Origin of the sequence: Rhodoluna sp. (assembly GCF_036721215.1) — a bacterium.
Classification (GTDB): domain Bacteria; phylum Actinomycetota; class Actinomycetes; order Actinomycetales; family Microbacteriaceae; genus Rhodoluna.
This window is the reverse complement of the sequence record NZ_DAIMLM010000002.1, coordinates 285559-301599: the sequence shown is the minus strand read 5'-3', so window position 1 is coordinate 301599 and position 16041 is coordinate 285559. Positions and strand designations below refer to the sequence as shown.

At 49.9% G+C, this 16041-nt stretch carries 15 protein-coding genes; 8 read left to right on the top strand and 7 right to left on the bottom strand.

Annotation, left to right across the window (positions count from 1 at the left end; all coding sequences use genetic code 11):
* Positions 1-11: 11 nt before the first annotated feature.
* Complete coding sequence (locus AC9UCN_RS04740) at positions 12-305, top strand: DUF3099 domain-containing protein (RefSeq protein ID WP_509524302.1); 294 nt, start codon at positions 12-14, stop codon at positions 303-305.
* A gap of 206 nt (positions 306-511) precedes the next feature.
* The gene (locus AC9UCN_RS04735; protein WP_509524299.1) at positions 512-1330 is read left to right on the top strand and encodes an SURF1 family cytochrome oxidase biogenesis protein; all 819 of its coding nucleotides are present in this window, start codon (positions 512-514) and stop codon (positions 1328-1330) included.
* Here the strand turns inward: AC9UCN_RS04735 and AC9UCN_RS04730 are convergent.
* A complete protein-coding gene (locus tag AC9UCN_RS04730; protein ID WP_509524297.1) occupies positions 1327-2925 on the bottom strand; it encodes an ABC-F family ATP-binding cassette domain-containing protein in 1599 nt (532 codons plus the stop codon). The genes AC9UCN_RS04735 and AC9UCN_RS04730 overlap by 4 nt on opposite strands.
* Before the next feature lie 77 nt (positions 2926-3002).
* Here AC9UCN_RS04730 and AC9UCN_RS04725 point away from each other — a divergent pair, with 77 nt between their 5' ends.
* Positions 3003-3590: a biotin transporter BioY gene (locus AC9UCN_RS04725; protein ID WP_509524294.1), complete on the top strand. Its 588-nt coding sequence runs from the start codon at positions 3003-3005 to the stop codon at positions 3588-3590.
* Here AC9UCN_RS04725 and AC9UCN_RS04720 read toward each other — a convergent pair.
* The 5 genes from AC9UCN_RS04720 to sufB are packed head-to-tail and all read right to left on the bottom strand — an operon-like array spanning position 3587 to position 7583.
* On the bottom strand, positions 3587-3916 hold the full coding sequence (locus tag AC9UCN_RS04720; RefSeq protein WP_509524291.1) for a metal-sulfur cluster assembly factor: 330 nt from the start codon (positions 3914-3916) through the stop codon (positions 3587-3589). The genes AC9UCN_RS04725 and AC9UCN_RS04720 overlap by 4 nt on opposite strands.
* Positions 3917-4669: a Fe-S cluster assembly ATPase SufC gene (gene sufC, locus AC9UCN_RS04715; RefSeq protein WP_509524289.1), complete on the bottom strand. Its 753-nt coding sequence runs from the start codon at positions 4667-4669 to the stop codon at positions 3917-3919.
* Between the two features lie 3 nt (positions 4670-4672).
* Complete coding sequence (locus tag AC9UCN_RS04710) at positions 4673-4993, bottom strand: non-heme iron oxygenase ferredoxin subunit (RefSeq protein ID WP_509524286.1); 321 nt, start codon at positions 4991-4993, stop codon at positions 4673-4675.
* The gene (sufD, locus tag AC9UCN_RS04705; RefSeq protein WP_509524284.1) at positions 4993-6165 is read right to left on the bottom strand and encodes a Fe-S cluster assembly protein SufD; all 1173 of its coding nucleotides are present in this window, start codon (positions 6163-6165) and stop codon (positions 4993-4995) included. The genes AC9UCN_RS04710 and sufD overlap by 1 nt, the downstream gene beginning before the upstream one ends.
* The gene (sufB, locus tag AC9UCN_RS04700) at positions 6165-7583 is read right to left on the bottom strand and encodes a Fe-S cluster assembly protein SufB (RefSeq protein WP_509524281.1); all 1419 of its coding nucleotides are present in this window, start codon (positions 7581-7583) and stop codon (positions 6165-6167) included. The genes sufD and sufB overlap by 1 nt, the downstream gene beginning before the upstream one ends.
* 142 nt (positions 7584-7725) lie before the next feature.
* Here sufB and AC9UCN_RS04695 point away from each other — a divergent pair, with 142 nt between their 5' ends.
* Together AC9UCN_RS04695 and AC9UCN_RS04690 are read left to right on the top strand one after the other, a co-directional pair.
* Entirely contained in the window at positions 7726-8643 is a 918-nt protein-coding gene (locus AC9UCN_RS04695) for a COX15/CtaA family protein (protein ID WP_509524278.1), read from the top strand.
* On the top strand, positions 8640-10004 hold the full coding sequence (locus AC9UCN_RS04690) for a cryptochrome/photolyase family protein (RefSeq protein WP_509524276.1): 1365 nt from the start codon (positions 8640-8642) through the stop codon (positions 10002-10004). The genes AC9UCN_RS04695 and AC9UCN_RS04690 overlap by 4 nt, the downstream gene beginning before the upstream one ends.
* Here the strand turns inward: AC9UCN_RS04690 and AC9UCN_RS04685 are convergent.
* Positions 9981-10907: a heme o synthase gene (locus AC9UCN_RS04685; protein WP_509524273.1), complete on the bottom strand. Its 927-nt coding sequence runs from the start codon at positions 10905-10907 to the stop codon at positions 9981-9983. The genes AC9UCN_RS04690 and AC9UCN_RS04685 overlap by 24 nt on opposite strands.
* Positions 10908-11083: 176 nt before the next feature.
* On the opposite strand from AC9UCN_RS04685, the gene tkt reads away from it, so the two are divergent.
* Genes tkt through AC9UCN_RS04670 form a run of 3 tightly spaced genes read left to right on the top strand, consistent with a single transcriptional unit; the run spans position 11084 to position 15875 of the window.
* Complete coding sequence (gene tkt, locus AC9UCN_RS04680; protein WP_509524270.1) at positions 11084-13174, top strand: transketolase; 2091 nt, start codon at positions 11084-11086, stop codon at positions 13172-13174.
* A complete protein-coding gene (gene tal, locus AC9UCN_RS04675) occupies positions 13171-14274 on the top strand; it encodes a transaldolase (protein WP_509524267.1) in 1104 nt (367 codons plus the stop codon). The genes tkt and tal overlap by 4 nt, the downstream gene beginning before the upstream one ends.
* Positions 14274-15875 carry a phosphoglucose isomerase-related protein gene (locus AC9UCN_RS04670; protein ID WP_509524264.1) on the top strand — a complete coding sequence of 534 codons (1602 nt, stop codon included), beginning with the start codon at positions 14274-14276 and terminating at the stop codon, positions 15873-15875. Before tal ends, AC9UCN_RS04670 begins: the two co-directional genes overlap by 1 nt.
* Positions 15876-16041: the final 166 nt, after the last annotated feature.

The window sequence follows — 16041 nt, the reverse complement described above, 5'->3', positions numbered from 1 at the left end:
TGGAAGTAGCGTTGGCTAAAGCACAAAGCATCACAACAGTTAGCGAGTCACCTGACGACGAGCGTAAGTCTCGTATGCTCAAATACACCCTTGCGATGACAATTCGAGTCGTTTGCATAGTTGCAGCCATGTTTGTAGAGGGCTGGCTGATGTGGCTTGCATTCGCAGGCGCAATATTCCTGCCTTACTTCGCGGTGGTGCTGGCCAATGCGCAGGGTCCCAAGCAGGGTGAAATCTCCAAAGTCACGCGAGTAATCAAACTCGTGGACGCGTCTCCAGGCACCGAGCCAACAACCAAGATTTAGATGTCGATTTTCAATCTCGACCCAATTGATGCCATGTGTTCAAGGGCTGGCTGCACAGAACCCGCCACAACATCATTGATTTGGGCCAACCCGAACATTCATCAAGACGGAAAATCAAAAACCTGGCTCGCTTGTCAAGAACACCTGGGTTACCTAAGAAGCTTCCTCACCGATCGATCTTTTCTCCTTAGAGAGACGGACTTTAGTTGAAAAAGACAGTAAAGCCATGGGTTCGTTGGACCGGATGGTTCCTAGTTGCCTGCACATTCGCTTTGGCGTGCGTGGGTCTTGCTAGCTGGCAGATCGAGAGAAGATCTGAAGCAGTTTCTAAAATTGAAAGAATCGCCAATAACTACGATCTAGAAAAGCTATCGTTCGAAGAGGTTTCTTCGCTTTCGGGTGATTCTGTCGTGGCGTATGAGTGGCGACAGGTGGAACTTTCTGGAAGCTATCTGGTAGCTGACACCTTGTTGGTGCGGAATCGAGCCATCGCAGGTCAACCAGGTTTCGTTCAACTGGTCCCCTTCTTGCTTGAAACTGGAAAGATTGTGGTTGTCGAGCGTGGTTGGATAGCAGCAGATTCCGATCTCAATCCTTCAAACACTTTCTTGCCTTCAGAATCTGTGAAGTCACTCGTCGCAAGAGTGCGATTGGGAGAAACCATTCCAAACAGGGAATCGCCAAGCGGTCAGGTCACCAGTATCAACCTGCCCGAGGTCAAGCAACTTATCAGCCTCGATGTTGAGCAAGATTTCTACCTTCGAATGGTTTCTGAATCACCTGCTGAAAGTTCTTATCCGCAGCCGCTTAGTCGTCCAATCTTAGATGAGGGCAATCATCTTAGCTATGCAGTCCAGTGGATCATTTTCGCGGTTATGGGATTCTTTGCGCTCTTTTGGGCAATTAGACAAGAGCAGGAATTTCGAAGGATGGAGAAGGATCCAACCTATGTTCCAAGCAGCCTGAGACGCAAAGCCAACGCAGACTCAAGCGTCGAGGATGAAATCTTGGATCGAAGAAGTTAGCTAAGCGAAATCAGATCAGCGTACTGATCTGACCAATGATCTTCTGTGCCATCAGGCAGTATCAGCACCCGCTCTGGGTTGAGTGCAAGCACCGCACCTTCGTCGTGCGAAACCAAAACAACAGCTCCTGTGAAGCTTGCTAGAGCGTTCAAAATCTCTTTTCGGCTTGCTGGGTCCAAGTTATTTGTTGGCTCATCCAACAGCAGCACATTTGCAGAGGAGACAACGAGTGAGGCAAGTGCCAACCTGGTCTTTTCACCACCGCTTAGCACCCCTGCCTTCTTTGCTACGTCGTCTCCAGTGAACAGGAACGACCCTAAGACCTTGCGGGCTTCAACATCACCAAGGTGCGGTGCTGCCGCCTGCATGTTTTCGAGAACTGTTTTGGCGACATCGAGTGTCTCGTGCTCCTGAGCGTAGTAGCCGATCTTTAGTCCGTGGCCAGGTTCTATAACCCCAGTATCCGCTTTATCCACTCCGGCGAGTATTCGAAGCAGAGTTGTTTTTCCAGCACCATTTAGACCAATTATCACCACCTTTGATCCCCTATCAATAGCGAGATCAACTGCTGCGAAAATCTCAAGCGAACCATAGCTTTTGGAAAGTCCGTGAGCCATCAAAGGCGTCTTGCCACATGGCGCTGGATCTGGGAAGCGAATCTTTGCGACCCGATCAACTTGGCCGACATCTTCTAACTCGCTAAGAAGTCTCTGAGCTCGACGTTGCATCTGTTGAGCCGCAACCGCCTTTGTCGCTTTAGCGCCAAACTTTGCAGCCTGAAGGCTCAGCGAAGCCGCCTTCTTCTCTGCGTTTGCGCGTTCACGTTTGCGTCTTTCCTCATCCGCCTCACGCTGCTTTTGATATGCGCGCCAACCCATGTTGTATACGTCGATCTTTTGTCGGTTAGCGTCTAGGTAGAACACTCTGTTGACAGTTGTCTCCACCAATTCCACGTCGTGACTTATCACTATCAATCCACCCTGGTAAGCGCGAAGGAAGTCCCTAAGCCAAACAACAGAATCAGCATCAAGGTGGTTGGTTGGCTCATCGAGCAACATGGTTTGCGCGTCTGAAAACAATATCCGTGCAAGCTCGATTCGTCTTCGCTGGCCACCAGAGAGAGTCTTGAGAGCCTGAGACAGGATTCGCTCCTCAATGCCAAGGTTGCTGGCTATCGCCGACGCGGTAGCTTCGGCTGCGTATCCTCCGGCAGCTTGAAAACGCTCTTCAACCTTGCTGTATTTCTGCATCGCTTTCTCAGACTCAAGCCCATTTGCTGAGGCCATAATCTCGGTTGTCTCGGTCATCTGCTTCAGCAGTGTGCCAAGTCCACGAGCGTTCAAAATTCGGTCGCGAGCGGACTCTTCGGGGTCTCCGGATCTTGGGTCTTGCGGTAGATACCCAATCTCCCCCTGACGCTCAATTTGCCCTTTCGAAGGCTGTCCATCCCCAGCGAGAATCTTGGTCAGTGTGGTCTTACCAGCCCCATTTCGACCAACAAGACCAACTTTGTCCCCAGCGGCTATGCGAAATGAAACCTCACTCATAAGGGTTCTGGCACCGATGGTGATTTCTAGGTCTTTGACGCTAAGCAATCAACAAACCTCTCATTTGCTCACAAAAGCAATAGTCTACAATCGTCTTATCTTCCCTGGGCAGAAAAGAGAATCTCATGACTATTCAGCTTTCGAGCAATTCGGCACTTGTTGATCGGGTTGTTCCACGATCCGCTCTAAACAACATTGCGTTGATTCTCTCCGGCGCTGTCTTCACAGCGTACGCAGCTCAGCTTGTTATCCCGATGTGGCCCGTTCCAATTACTGCTCAGACCCTTGCTGTATTACTGGTTGGTTCTGTGCTTGGAGCAACCAGGGGCGCAATTTCACTAATCGCGTACTTTTCCCTGGGAGCAATGGGATTACCTGTTTTCTCCGCCGCAACTAGCTTGAGCTTTGGACCAACCTTTGGTTACCTGGTTGGCTTCGTTGCTGCAGCCGGCGTTGTTGGATGGCTATCGGAGCGGGGTTGGCATAAATCTGTCGCTGGAGTTCTGGGGAGCTTTGCTATTGCCAACACCGTGATCTATCTATTTGGGCTTCCTTGGCTTGCATTTGCGCTTGGGAACTTAGGAATAGCTAATGACCTGGCGTCTGTAGCCACAGCGGGTCTTGTGCCATTTATTGTGGGCGATGTTCTAAAAATGATTCTTGCCGCCGCGCTTTTGCCGCTGGCCTGGAAGTTTCTAGGGAAAAAGAGCTAGATAGAGAATCCGATTGCGCGCATTTGCTCGCGACCGTCATCAGTTATCTTCTCTGGACCCCAAGGCGGCATCCAAACCCAGTTAATCCTGAATGCTTCAACAACACCATCTAGCGCCTCTGCAGTTTGTTCTTCTAGAACATCTGTAAGTGGGCAACCAGCAGACGTTAGCGTCATGTTAATTAATAGCGACTCGTCCTCATCCGCCATCTCAAGCCCATAGATCAATCCGAGGTCAACAATGTTAACGCCAATCTCGGGATCGATAACTTCCTTGAGGGCCTCTTCCACTTTGTCGTAAAGACTTGCTTCCAGTTCTCTTGGCATTTAGGCGTTCACGTACCTGTCGTAACCCTCGGCTTCAAGCCTTTCAGCAAGCTCTGCGCCACCTTGCTCAGCAATCTGCCCCGCAACGAAAACGTGCACAAAATCAGGTTTGATGTACTTCAAGATCCTCGTGTAATGAGTGATCAATAAGACACCAATGTCATTAGAGTCCTTGATGCGGTTGACGCCTTCGGCAACAACACGGAGTGCGTCAACATCCAAACCTGAATCAGTCTCATCCAAAACAGCGAACTTTGGCTTTAGTAGCTCCATCTGAAGAATCTCGTGACGCTTCTTCTCTCCACCAGAAAATCCTTCGTTAACGTTTCGCTCAGTGAAGGCTGAATCCATTTTTAGATTCTCCATAGCAACTCGAACATCTTGAATCCAGCTACGAAGCGCAGGAGCTTTTCCATCAACAGCTGTCTTTGCGGTTCTAAGGAAATTTGAAACGCTTACACCAGGAATTTCAACTGGGTACTGCATCGCAAGAAACAAACCAGCTCGAGCACGCCCATCAACGGACATGTCGAGAACGTTCTCGCCATCTAGCAAAATCTCGCCCTTGGTTACTTTGTACTTTGGGTGCCCGGCGATCGAATAAGCCAATGTTGACTTACCAGAGCCATTTGGACCCATAACAGCATGGGTTTCACCGCTATTGATAACAAGATCCACTCCCCTAAGAATCTCTTTTGTTCCCTGATCAGTATCAACTGATACGTGTAGGTTCTTAATCTGTAGCTTTGCCATCTTCTACTCACTGTCCTTGTCGATTTCAATAAATACTTCGCCGTTTTCGACGATCACTTCGTAGGTCGCTACCGGCTCATATGCGGGAAGCGAAAGAGGCGCACCAGTATCAAGTGAGAACTTGGCACCGTGAGCCCAACACTCAATGGTCTCATTGTCAACAAAGCCCTCGCTTAGGGAAATTTCGCCATGGGAACACTTGTCACCAAGTGCTTTGAAGCGACCATCCTTTGTGTGAACAAGAGCGATTGCTTCGTCCCCGATTTTGACGCGCAGGGCTTTACCGGGCTTTATGTCTTCCACGTTGCATATTCTGATTGCCATTACTTCACGGTTCCTTCGAGCTCGTTCTCAATAGCCTGCGCAAGTCTGTCTTCCAAGTCGGAGATTCCAATTTGCTGAACAATTTCCATTAGGAATCCGCGAACCACAAGCCGCCTAGCTTCGAGTTCGTCAATTCCGCGAGCCTGTAGATAGAAAAGTTGCTCGTCATCGAACCTACCGCTGGCACTAGCGTGACCTGCACCCTGAATCTGACCAGTTTCAATCTCTAGGTTAGGAACCGAATCGGCTCTGGCACCATCCGTCAACAATAGGTTGCGGTTGAGTTCGTAAGTGTCGGTGCCTTCAGCAGCTGCGCGAATGAGAACATCTCCCACCCAAACCGTGTGCGCTTTCTGGCCTTGAAGTGCGCCCTTGTAGGTAACTCGAGATTTACAGTTTGGCTGTGAGTGATCCACGAAGATTCTGTGCTCTAGATACTGTCCAGCGTCGGCGAAGTAAAGTCCGAAAAGAGACACGTCCCCACCTGGAGCATCGAAGTACGCCGAGGGCGTTACGCGAACTACCGATCCACCCAGAGATACCACAACATGCTTGAACTTAGAGTTCCTGCCTAGCTTGGCGAACTGAGCCGAAGAGTGGATCGATTTTGTGTTCCATTCCTGAATGCTGACAAGAGTCAAGTTCGCGTCGTCGTCGACGATGATTTCAATGTTTTCTGACAAAACAGCGTCACCGTTGTGTTGTAGAACAACGGTTGCCTGTGAACCCTTTGCGGCGTGAACGATTACGTGCAGTGCCGATGGATCGGAAACAAGTGACTTGATTTCGATAGAAGATGGTTCTGGCGAGGAGTTTGCAGGAATGGAAATAAGGTAAGCAGCCTTTGCTGCTTCCCATCCCGCCGCAGACACCCTATCCTCTGGAATTCCAGCTGACCCAAAAAGCGAATGATCTGATTCGATCCAAGATGTCTCGACACCGTCTGCTGTACTGGCTGTAATGTCACCGGAGAACTCTTCGAGGCCTGACTTGTCTAATCCGCCAAGCTCATCGGAACCGATGTAGCGCCACTGCTCTTCGCGAGTTGAGATTTCGTCAAAATCTTCAAACTTTACAGACTTGACTCTTTCGGATCGAGTTTGAATCGGAACCCCGAAGCCATGGGAATGCTCTGACAATCCATGCTGGATTGTCTCTGAAGCGCCTGCCACTATCCGACAGCCCCTTCCATTTGCATTTCAATTAGCTTGTTGAGCTCAAGTGCGTACTCCATTGGCAACTCTTTGGCGATTGGCTCAATGAATCCGCGAACGATCATGGCCATTGCTTCATCTTCAGCCATCCCCCGCGACTGCAGGTAGAAAAGCTGCTCTTCGCTAACTCGCGAGACGGTCGCCTCATGGCCCATTGATACATCGTCCTCGCGAACATCAACAGTTGGGTATGTATCGCTTCTAGAGATTGTGTCAACCAAAAGTGCATCGCATCGCACAGTGTTGGCGCTGTGATGTGCTCCTGGATTCACGCGAATCTCACCACGGTAGGAGGTTCTCCCACCACCACGTGCAATTGACTTGGAAACAATCGAGGATGAGGTGTGTGGAGCAAGATGGATCATCTTCGCTCCAGCGTCTTGATGCTGACCTTCTCCAGCGAATGCAACGGATAGTGTCTCTCCTCTGGCGTACTCGCCGGCAAGAATCACCGAAGGGTATTTCATGGTCACTTTTGAACCGATATTGCCATCAATCCACTCCATGGTCGCACCCTCATGCGCTATAGCTCTCTTGGTTACCAAGTTGTAAACGTTATTAGACCAGTTCTGGATTGTGGTGTAGCGAACACGCGCACCTTTCTTGACAATGATTTCCACTACGGCAGAGTGCAAAGAATCCGACTTGTAAATTGGCGCGGTGCAACCCTCGATGTAATGAACGTATGAGTCCTCATCAGCAATGATGAGTGTTCTTTCGAACTGACCCATGTTTTCGGTATTGATTCGGAAATATGCCTGCAGCGGGATCTCAACATGAACACCCTTTGGCACGTAAACAAAAGAACCACCGGACCAAACAGAAGTGTTTAGTGCAGCGAACTTGTTATCTCCTGCAGGGATTACAGTCCCGAAGTACTCCTTGAACATCTCTGGATGCTCGCGCAAGGCGGTGTCGGTGTCCAAGAACAAAACACCTTGTTTTTCCAGTTCCTCGTTGATCTGGTGATAAACAACTTCTGATTCATACTGAGCTGCAACACCTGCAACAAGGCGCTGTCTTTCGGCTTCTGGAATACCTAACTTCTCGTAAGTAGCCTTGATCTCTTCTGGAAGGTCTTCCCAGCTCTGGGCCTGCTTCTCAGTTGAGCGAACAAAGTACTTGATATTGTCAAAATCAATTCCCGACAGATCAGAACCCCAAGCCGGCATTGGCTTTTTCAAGAAGTATTGGTACCCCTTGAGGCGCATGTCCAGCATCCACTCGGGTTCGTTTTTCAGACCTGAAATGTCTTTAACAACCTGCTCGCTGATTCCTCGCTTTGCGAAGGCTCCAGCGTCGTTGCCATCTGACCAGCCATACTCGTAATTCCCGAGGCTATCTAGCTCGGGGCGGTCAATGATGATGTCAGACATTTGGCTCCTTATTGTTCATATCATCTAGGTCAAACCCACACTTGCAACCATGCATTCCCGCGCCAAAGTTAATGCGAAACTGGAATTGACTAAAGTTTACCAGCATTGCACAAAATTGCATCAGCAGACAGGAAATTAGCTCTTGATTCAGCCCTTTAGAACCATCTTTGCTCCGGCAAGGCTCAGGGCTTACGCATGGGCGTCGCTAGTTAGTCAGATCTTGATCGTCGTTACTGGTGGTTTGGTTCGCCTCACGGGTTCGGGCTTGGGTTGCCCAACCTGGCCCAAGTGCACCGAGGAATCCTTCGTATCCGTTCCTGAAATGGGTATCCACGGTCTAATCGAGTTTGGTAACCGTCTGTTGACCTTCGTTCTGGTCATAATCGCAGGCCTCACTTTCATCGTCATTCGCAGGACTATGAAGGCCCAGCGTTTTGGCCTGACCTGGCCAGCAGTGCTGCTAGTTCTAGGAATTATCGCTCAAGCGTTGCTTGGTGGCGTCACGGTCCTTACTGGCCTGAACTCGTGGGTGGTCGGAGCCCACTTTCTCGTCTCAGGCGTTCTTATCAGCATTGCCTCGGTTTTGGTGTGGCGGGCTTACTCGCCTAAGCATGACCCAATCAGCTATCAGTCAGTCTTGCTTGCCTGGCCGATCTTTGTGGTCGGCTGGGTGACAGTGATTGTAGGAGTTGTCGTGACCGGTGCTGGTCCTCACGCTGGAGATTCTCTAACCCCTCGAAACGGTTTCGATCTAGAAACTTGGCAACATTACCACTCGTGGCCTGCCTACGCGATGACCGCACTGGTGTTGCTTTCTCTAGCACTTGCTTGGAGAAGCGTTCCGAGCAAGCCCACCTCAAATCCTGCTGTGATATCCTTGGGGATTCTCCTGATTGTTTCTGTACTACAGGCAGTGCTGGGTGTGGTGCAATCCAACATGGGAGTACCGGCACTGCTCGCAGGTGTGCACATGCTCGGAGCTTCATTGATCATCTCTCTGCTGACATTTCAGCTGCTGGCCCTTCGATCAAGATTTAAGGGAATCGAGTCGTCGAGATGAGCAGGATCTTTTGGTTCCGCAAGGATCTAAGGCTGCAAGACAACGAGGCTCTGACGCGCTGCGCAGAGGCAGCAATAGCTGATGGCGGCTCCCCTGTTCTTGGATGCTTCACATTTCGAAAGGAAGCATTCGAGAGCCTGAGCGGAATCAGACAGCACTCGTTAGTTGCATCTTTGGAATCGCTGAGAAAGTCAATGTCAGATTCTTTGCACATTCTCGAAGGAGAAAGCGCCGCCGCACTCCTCAAATTTGCTAAGCAAAATGATGTTGAGTTTATTCACGCCACGCAAAGCTATGATCCTGCAGGAATGGTCGAGCAAGTGCAGGTGGCTAAAGCCTTAGAAGCCGTTGGCAAGAAGCTTGTGCTGGAAGGATCAAACTACGCAGTTCAGCCAGGAGCAGTAGCCAAACCAACAGATGGCTCGGCCTATCGCGTTTACACGCCGTTTTACAAGGCCTGGTTCGAGATTGGTTGGCCCGAGCCTTTCAAGCTTCCAAAGAAGATGATCTGGGGTCAAGCTTCAATTACTAAGGTTCCTAAACATACAAAGCCAGCACAGTTCAAAGTTCGTGCGGGTGAGAGATACGCCTTGGATACCTTTGAGCGATTCAAGAAGAGAGCTCTCTTTGACTATTCGGAAAACAGGAATCGTGCGGATCTTTCTGGCACATCAAAGCTCTCTCACGCCCTAGCGCACGGCGAGATACACCCACGAACACTTTTAGCAGACCTCCGAGATATACCTGGCCATAATGTATTTCGAAAAGAGATCGCTTGGAGAGAGTTCTATGCGGATGTCCTTTTTAGAAACCCACATACAGTCAACGACTACTACGTGCCAAGGTTTTCGAAAATGCGTTACGACAAAGGTAAAGACGCGGTTGAGAAACTTGAACGCTGGAAGCTGGGTACCACTGGATTTCCTATGGTTGATGCGGGTATGAGACAACTCGCGGCCGAAGGATGGATGCACAACCGGGTTCGCATGATTGTTGCAAGTTTTCTTGTGAAGGACTTGCATCTGGAGTGGCAGCAGGGAGCAGACTGGTTCGAGCAGTGTCTATCAGATTTTGATCCCGCGTCGAATTCACATGGATGGCAGTGGACGGCTGGTTGCGGAACAGATGCCTCGCCCTACTACCGAGTATTCAATCCGATTTTGCAAGGATACAAATTCGATCCAGATGGTAACTATGTTCGTAAGTACATTCCGGAGCTTTCACATCTTGAAGGATCCGAAGTTCACGAGCCTTGGTTACTAGTTGATGGGCTCATAAATGGATACCCTGAACCGATGCTCGATCACTCGAAAGAACGTGACGAAAGCCTGCGGAGACTAGAAGAGATTAAAGAAAAATAGCGGATCAAGCGCAATAGCAACGAATAAGACAGTCAGGTATGTTATCGACCCATGAAAGAGTCTCATGGGGTTTTTGATTTCACCCTTTTTCGCTTCAGCGTTTAGGCGGTGTGATTCCATAAGAAACAGAGCGCCAGTAACTAGAGCTGTTGCCGTGTAGATGATGCCCATCTCACCAAGTGGAATCAGCAACAGCGTTGAGACAACCAGCGCCCATGCATACAAGACAATCTGAATGCCTACAGTTCTGTTGTCTCGCACCACCGGGAGCATCGGAACCCCAGCATCGCTGTATTCGGCTTTGTACCTAAGCGAAAGTGGCCAGTAGTGCGGTGGGGTCCATAGGAAAACAATCAGGAACAATACCCAGGCGGCAGCATTTAGTTCACCAGTAACCGCAGCCCACCCAATGAGAACTGGCATGGCCCCTGCAGCACCTCCCCAGACGATGTTTTGTGGGGTGCGACGCTTCAGAAGCAATGTGTAGATAAAAACATAAAACAGTATCGCGGCCAGAGAAAGTGCCGCGGCCAGTGGATTGACTATGACTGCAAGCCAGACCACAGAGAGAATGCCTAGAGCCCAAGCGAACAGGTATGCCTCTTTTGGTGACACATCGCCGGTTACTAGTGGTCGGCCTTTAGTGCGACCCATAATCTTGTCAATGTCGCGATCAATGTAGCAATTGAATGAGTTTGCACTTCCCGCACTCAACGCTCCGCCAAACACCGTGGCAATCACGAGCCAGGGGTCTGGAATGCCTCGTTGGGCAAGAATCATGGTCGGAACCGTGGCGATGAGAAGAAGTTCAATAACCCTCGGTTTAGTGAGGTCAAAATAGGCCTTGGCTTTGCGCCAGAAACCAAGCCTGACAGGCAAGGTTTCTAAGGTTTGAGAGCTCATGATTTGATTTAAGTCTAAGCGACCAACTTGTAGCCCTGCGCAACCAAGGGTCTGCTTGCTATATGTGTAAGGTAAATCGTAAGGTCGTGGAAGACCCCAATCCTTTATCCCAAGGATCAAGCTTGTTTGGTGGACATTCCGCGCAAGGTCTGGTTTGACACGTGAACAGGTAGGTTATGAGCAATCTTGAGTGGTCAAAGCTAGACCAAGAAGCGGTTGATACCGCGAGAGTTCTAGCGGCTGACGCGGTTGAAAAAGTCGGTAATGGCCACCCAGGTACGGCAATTTCTTTGGCTCCAGTAGCCCATCTTTTGTTCCAGAAAGTTCTTAGGCATGACCCAGCAAACCCGGATTGGGTTGGCAGGGACCGATTTATTCTCAGTGTCGGACATTCATCTCTAACCCTTTACAACCAGTTGTACCTCACTGGTTACGGACTTGAGCTGTCAGATTTGCAGGCACTTCGAACCTGGGATTCCCTTACCCCAGGACACCCTGAGTATGGACACACCAAGGGCGTCGAAATAACGACTGGACCACTGGGTCAAGGTCTTGCCTCTGCAGTTGGTTTTGCCTACGCTGCAAGGTTCGAAAGAGGGCTGTTTGACCCATCGGCGCCTGCAGGAACTAGCCCTTTTGATCACTACATCTTCTGCATCGCTGGCGATGGTGACATGCAAGAAGGTGTCACCTCCGAAGCTTCGTCCCTGGCCGGCCACCAGAAGCTTGGAAACCTAGTTGTCTTGTATGACTCGAATCAGATATCTATCGAAGATGACACGAAGATCGCGTTCACCGAGGATCTTGAGAAACGATACGAGTCATACGGTTGGCACGTTCAGGTTGTCAATTGGAGAAAATCTGGCGAATACGTCGAAGACATGCAGGAGCTTTACTCGGCAATCCAGAAAGCTAAAGCAGAAACCAACAAGCCATCGCTTATAACTATTCGAACCATTATTGGTTGGCCAGCACCAACTAAGCAAAACACTGGCAAGGTTCACGGCTCTGCCTTAGGAGCTGAGGAGCTTGCGGGGCTAAAGTCTGTTCTTGGCTTTGATCCAGCCAAGAACTTCCAGGTATCTGACGCTGTTATCAGCTACACCAGGGGGTTCAGAGACCGCAGCAGGGATGTTCTCACGCAGTGGGAAAGCAACTTCCAGGCCTGGAGGAAATCAAATCCAATAAATGCTGCATTGTTCGATCGCCTAGATAATGGTGAGCTTCCGGATCTTGATTCTGTTCTTCCCGTTTTTGATGCCGGTACTGATGTATCGACTCGCGCAGCCTCTGGAAAAGTACTCAATGCCATCGCGAAAGTGATGCCGGAGCTATGGGGTGGCTCGGCAGACCTTGCAGAATCCAACAACACGACAATTGCTGGCGCTAAATCCTTCGTTCCAAAGATTCACTCAACTCACGAGTTCACGGGTGACGATTACGGACGAGTGATGCACTTTGGAATCAGGGAGCACGCTATGGGGTCGATCTTGAATGGAATCGCGCTTCACGGAAAAACACGATCCTACGGTGGAACCTTCTTGATTTTTAGCGATTACATGAGGCCGGCTGTTCGCCTAGCGGCCTTAATGAGAGTCTCTTCAATCTTCGTCTGGACTCATGACTCAATCGCTCTGGGCGAAGACGGTCCTACCCATCAGCCTATTGAACAGCTTGCAACCCTAAGGGCGATTCCTGGTCTCGACATCGTAAGGCCTGCTGATGCAAATGAAGTTAGCATCGCATGGAAAAAGATTCTTTCTAGGAGAGTTGGTCCCGCTGGAATTGCCCTCACGAGACAAAATGTCCCAGTTTTTGATCGAACTGCAGCCGATTCAACTGGACAAGTTATGTCTTCCGCAAGCAATGTGGAGTTTGGCGGCTACGTTTTGGTGGACGCGTCCGATAAAAAACCTGAACTGATCTTGATCGCAACAGGCTCTGAGGTTCAGCTAGCTGTAGCCGCAAGGCTAGAGCTTGAGCAAAGCGGTGTCAAAACTCGCGTTGTTTCGATGCCTTGCGTGGAGTGGTTCGAGGAACAATCCGACTCCTATCGCGAGAGCGTTCTTCCAGCCAGTGTTCAAGCGAGAGTCTCTGTGGAAGCAGGATTGGCACTTGGTTGGTCAAAGTATGTTCCACAAGGCGATTCCGTGTCTATTGAGCATTTCGGCGCCTCTGCTGACTACAAGACGCTGTTCTCAAAGTTCGGCATTACTGCCGAAGCGGTTGTAGCAAAGGCTAAAGCGGTGCTGGGAAGAAGCAAATGAGCTCGCCACTTCATGAACTAGACAAGGCTGGCGTGAGCATCTGGCTCGATGATCTATCAAGAGATCGAATTGAGTCAGGCTCACTCGCTGAGCTCATTAAATCTCGGGCTGTTTCTGGGGTAACAACTAACCCAACTATCTTTGCCGGTGCCTTCTCGAAAGGTGACGCATATGCTACTCAGCTTGCTGAACTTTCCGCTAGGGGCGCGTCAGCATCAGAAGCTGTTTTCGAAGCAACCACTCAGGATGTTCGTATGGCGTGCGATGTTTTCGCTGATGTATACAAATCGACCAATGGTGTTGAAGGACGAGTATCGATTGAGGTAGAACCAGGTATAGCGATGGACTCCGCAAAAACCATTGCACAGGCAAAAGAGCTGTTCAAAGCCGTAGACCGTGAGAATGTCATGATCAAGATTCCTGCCACGGTTCCAGGGCTTAGCGCAATCACTGAAGTTCTAGCTGCTGGTATTTCTGTCAATGTCACGCTTATTTTCTCACTCCAGCGCTACGCACTTGTTATCAAGGCGTTTAGGGATGGTATCAAGAAGGCGAAACAGAACGGACACGACTTATCCAAGATTCATTCAGTCGCATCATTCTTTGTCTCTCGCGTTGACACTGAAATCAATAAGAGGCTTGAAGCTATTGGTACCAAGCAAGCACTTGACTTGAAATCAAAGGCAGCCCTTGCGAACGCGAGATTGGCCTATGAGCTTTTTGAGACAGAGTTTGCGGCGTCTGAATGGAAGGACCTGCAGAATGCTGGTGCGAATAAGCAGCGCCCACTCATGGCTTCTACCGGGGTCAAGGACACTACATTGCAGGACACTTTGTATGTGACTGAGTTGATCGCACCTGAGCTTGTAAACACCATGCCTGAGGCCACCATGGAGGCAGTATTTGATCACGGTGTCATCTCCCCCGACACCATCACTGGAGAATACGCGAACTCCAGAGCTGTTCTCACGGAACTTAGTGAGCTGGGTATCTCATACGACGAGGTTGTCGCTTTGCTGGAGTCCGAAGGAGTCGAAAAGTTTGTTGCCTCTTGGAATGACCTTCTAGACACCGTATCGAAGGCGCTGCAAGGTAACTAATGAACTTTGAAGTCGCAACAAGGGGTGCGTCAGCGGCAGCGGTTGAACTCTTTGTACCGGAACTAGTTCGCGAGAAAATTGCCAGCAGAATCTTCTGCAGGGACCACACCATTTGGGGCCCAGAAGCTGAGGCCGAGTCTTTTATTCGTCTTGGCTGGGTCGATGCCGCTAGCGAGTCTCTAGAGCTACTACCCGAGCTAAGCGCCCTTAGAACAGAGCACCTTGGTAAAGGTCTCTCTAGAATCGTGCTCTGTGGAATGGGCGGTTCCTCACTAGCACCAGAGGTCATTGCAGCAACTGCTGGTGTTGAGTTGGTTGTTTTGGATTCTACTTACCCTTCCCAAGTGAGTGCAGCCTTGTCGAAGGATCTTGCTCGAACCATCGTTGTCGTCTCCTCTAAGTCAGGTTCAACCGTGGAGACCGATTCACAAAAACGTGCATTCGAGGACGCATTTGATCGCGCAGGCATAGATAAGACCAAAAGAATAGTTATTGTTACCGACCCAGGATCCCCGATGCAAAAACAAGCCACAGCAGATGGTTATCGTATTTTTCTTGCAAACCCCAGCGTCGGAGGAAGATTCTCCGCTCTTACAGCTTTTGGGGTTGTTCCATCGATCCTTGCAGGCGTTGACATGCAACCAATCCTTTTGGATGCGGTTGCCGCCGCAGATGTCTTGTGCCGTGATGAACCAGGAAATCCTGGCTTAGTTCTAGGGGCGGCCATGGCCAGAAGCGCATCAAGTGTTGGCTTCAAGGACAAAATGGGGATTGCTTCGATTAGTAATCAAATCGTAGGCCTTGGAGATTGGATGGAGCAGCTCATTGCCGAGTCCACGGGAAAGATCGGCCGTGGCGTTCTCCCCATTGTTCTTGATCGTAACTCCCCTGAACTCAAGACGCTTGCAGATGACTTTTTAACAGTGGGACTTGTTGACAAGGTGTCCGAGGGCGATTTTGATATCGCAGTGTCTGGTTCTCTAGGCAGCCAACTTCTTCTATGGGAGGTAGCAACAGTTGTCGCAGCCAAGCTACTTGGAGTGAATCCATTCGATCAGCCAGATGTTGAGTCCGCAAAGGTTGCGTCCCGTGCTTTCTTGGAGAACAAATCAGCTAACCAAAGTTCCCTGTTTACAGAATCTGGAATTGAAGTGTTTGCAAGAAACTTGGACTTAGGGCCTAGGTCAACACTCCGAGAAGCACTTCGCTTGCTCTTAGATTCGGCCGACAAAGACAGATACTTCGCCATACATGCCTATCTCGACCGTAATCGCGATGTTGCCTATGAGAAACTTCGAGGCGTGATTGCGGGAATTTCAGCTAGGCCAACGACTTTTGGTTGGGGTCCTAGGTTTCTACACTCCACCGGTCAGTACCACAAGGGAGGTCCCGCCCAAGGAGTTTTCTTGCAACTAATAGGCACGGGGCAAGAGGACATTCCGGTTCCTGGACGTGATTTTGGTTTTGCTGAACTTATGAACTCCCAAGCAGTTGGAGATGCGAACGTCTTGTCGTCGGCGGGAAGGCCAGTTCTAGCTCTCCGCTTCGCTGATAAAGAAAACGCCCTAGCTCTGATCCAAGAGCTTATTGAAGCTAACTAATCTTTCGGGATTACTTCTTCTTAGCGACCTTTGATGCGCTCTTTTTAACAACAGTCTTCTTTGCATTTAGCTTTGCCTTCGGTGCTGCTTTAGCGGCTTTTCTAACAACCTTGGCTGGTGCTGACTTTTTAGCGGCGGGTTTTTTTGCAACTGGCTTCTTGGTAAT

Excerpts from the sequence above, each read along its gene's own strand:
- sufB (WP_509524281.1), bottom strand. The coding sequence starts at position 7,583 with ATGTCTGACATCATCATTGACCGCCCCGAGCTAGATAGCCTCGGGAAT.
- AC9UCN_RS04710 (WP_509524286.1), bottom strand. The coding sequence starts at position 4,993 with ATGGCAATCAGAATATGCAACGTGGAAGACATAAAGCCCGGTAAAGCC.
- AC9UCN_RS04685 (WP_509524273.1), bottom strand. The coding sequence starts at position 10,907 with ATGAGCTCTCAAACCTTAGAAACCTTGCCTGTCAGGCTTGGTTTCTGG.
- AC9UCN_RS04670 (WP_509524264.1), top strand. The coding sequence starts at position 14,274 with ATGAACTTTGAAGTCGCAACAAGGGGTGCGTCAGCGGCAGCGGTTGAA.
- tkt (WP_509524270.1), top strand. The coding sequence starts at position 11,084 with ATGAGCAATCTTGAGTGGTCAAAGCTAGACCAAGAAGCGGTTGATACC.
- AC9UCN_RS04720 (WP_509524291.1), bottom strand. The coding sequence starts at position 3,916 with ATGCCAAGAGAACTGGAAGCAAGTCTTTACGACAAAGTGGAAGAGGCC.
- sufC (WP_509524289.1), bottom strand. The coding sequence starts at position 4,669 with ATGGCAAAGCTACAGATTAAGAACCTACACGTATCAGTTGATACTGAT.
- AC9UCN_RS04690 (WP_509524276.1), top strand. The coding sequence starts at position 8,640 with ATGAGCAGGATCTTTTGGTTCCGCAAGGATCTAAGGCTGCAAGACAAC.
- tal (WP_509524267.1), top strand. The coding sequence starts at position 13,171 with ATGAGCTCGCCACTTCATGAACTAGACAAGGCTGGCGTGAGCATCTGG.
- AC9UCN_RS04725 (WP_509524294.1), top strand. The coding sequence starts at position 3,003 with ATGACTATTCAGCTTTCGAGCAATTCGGCACTTGTTGATCGGGTTGTT.